Source organism: Streptacidiphilus jeojiense, from assembly GCF_000719095.1.
GTDB lineage: Bacteria > Actinomycetota > Actinomycetes > Streptomycetales > Streptomycetaceae > Streptacidiphilus > Streptacidiphilus jeojiensis.
In genome coordinates this window covers 1-2,042 of sequence record NZ_JOEH01000074.1, presented here as the reverse complement: position 1 = coordinate 2,042, position 2,042 = coordinate 1, and the positions used below count along the sequence as shown (strand labels likewise).

Annotated in this window: 2 protein-coding genes; both read left to right on the top strand. The window is 70.4% G+C overall.

The features are described 5' to 3' along the window. Positions 1-208 (top strand): glycosyltransferase family 2 protein (locus IF29_RS0141015; RefSeq protein WP_030267596.1); only part of this gene is annotated, 208 nt, incomplete at its 5' end. Positions 209-241: 33 nt separating this feature from the next. Beyond that, a partial coding sequence (locus IF29_RS0141010; protein WP_030267593.1) for a hypothetical protein occupies positions 242-2,042 on the top strand: 1,801 nt, incomplete at its 3' end.

Here is a 2,042-nt window from a genome sequence, read left to right as displayed (position 1 = left end):
CAGCGCCGAGATCGCCGAGGCCTTCGCACAGCGCGACCCCCGCTTCCGCCTGGTCCAGCAGCAGAACAAGGGCCTGGGGCCGGCCCGCAACACCGGCAGCGCGGCCGTGGACCCCGACGCCGAGTTCCTGACCTTCGTGGACAGCGACGACATCGTCCCGCCCAAGGCCTACCAGCTGATGATCGAGACGCTGGAGCAGACCGGCTAGGTCTACCGGCGCAGCTTCTGGGACCAGCACGCCATGCAGTACCCCGGCATCCTCTACGAGGACGCCCCGGTCAGCGTGCCGCTGCACTACCTGGCCACGTCGGTGGACTGCCTGGCCGAGCCGGTCTACCTGTGGCGGATGCGCGAGGTCGGCTCCCGGTCGATCACCCAGAACAGCACCGACCCCAAGGGCCTGATCGACCGGGTCACCTCGATCACCATGGTCCGCGACTTCCTCAAGACCCAGGCCCAGGCCGACCCGGAGTTCCACACCTACCTGCAGTCCTACGACCTCAACGTCCTGGTCGAGGAACTGGAGATGTTCTTCCGCTCGCTGGCGAAGGCCGACGACGTCTACCGGACCGCCTTCCTGGACCATGTCGGCCGCATCGTCGAGGACATCGAGCCCACCCTGCTGACCGAACTCCCCGAGGGCCTGCGGATCAAGTACTGGCTGACCGCCAAGCGCCGGATGGACGATCTGCTGGCCGTGCTGGCGTTCGAGGAGGTGTACCCGCGGGCCATCCCGACCCGCGGCACGCTGCGTCCCAAGGCGGACTACCCCGTCCTGAAGGACAGTCCGCCGCTGGACGAGGCGGTGGCCAGCCTGGTCGCCGCGGTCGGCCTGCACGCCACCGTGGACGCGATCACCTGGGAGAACGGCCGGCTGAAGCTGGAGGGACACGCCTTCCAGAAGAACCTCGGCGCCGAGCACCGGTACGACTCGGTCCGGGCGCTGATACTGCGCCGGAAGAAGAGCCAGCGCACGCTGGTGCTGCCCACCCGCACGGTGCGGCGTCCCGACGTGACCGCCGAGAACCCCAACCTTCCGTTTCACCACGCCGACTGGTCCGGCTGGTCGGTCACCGTCGACCCGGAGCGCCTGAAGAAGCGCGGCGAATGGCAGGACGCCAGCTGGGCGGTGACGCTGGCCCAGTTCGGCGCAGGCCGTCCGCGCCGGACCCGGATCAAGGAGGGGCAGACCGGCTCCGGCCAGAGCCCCGCGCCGTTCTGGGTGAGCGAGGACGTACGGCTGATCCCCGAGATCACCGACCAGCACCTGGGCCTGCGGGTCGAGACCGTCAAGGCCCGGGTCACCTCGGCCGAGCCCGTCGGCGACCTGATCGAGCTCGGCGGCTCGCTGCGCGCCCAGCCGGGCATCGAGGACGGTGTCGTGCTCGTGCTACGGCACACCGAGGACGGCAGCTCCCGCGTCGTGGACTACGTCCTGGAGCTGGGCGCGGCCACCGGCGACCAGGTCGCCTTCACCGTCCGGATCGATCCCGCCGACCTGGAGCGGGTCCAGCTGGAGCACTCCCGCAACCGGCCCAGCACCCAGGGCCGGGACAAGGAGCACTGGTCGGCCGACCTGGTCCATGCGGACGGCCACGTGGTGCCGGTCGTCCTGGACCTGGGGGCTGACAGTCCGTCATCGGTGCAGTTCCCGCTGGTGAAGGCTGGCGCGGAGGTGAAGCCCGGAGACCGGGCGCTGCTCTTCAAGGCCTCGCCGCGGGGTTATCTGCAGATCTGCGACCAGCGGGTGCAGCCGGTGGTGGAGTCGGTCACCGTGCTGCCCGACCAGTCCGCGTTCCAGCTCCAGGGCAGCTACCCGGTCACCGGCACCCACACCTTCGACCTGGTCCTGCGCCACAAGCGGCACACCCGCCGCCCGCAGACCCACCCCGCCCAGGCCGTCGACGGCACCTTCACCGCCCTGCTGCCCGCCTACCCCAACAACGTCCACAGCGGCGAACTCCCCCTGCGCGCCGGCGAATGGGAACTCCTCGCCCGCCTCGACACCCCCACCGACCAGGGACCCGACAGCGAGCAGCCCG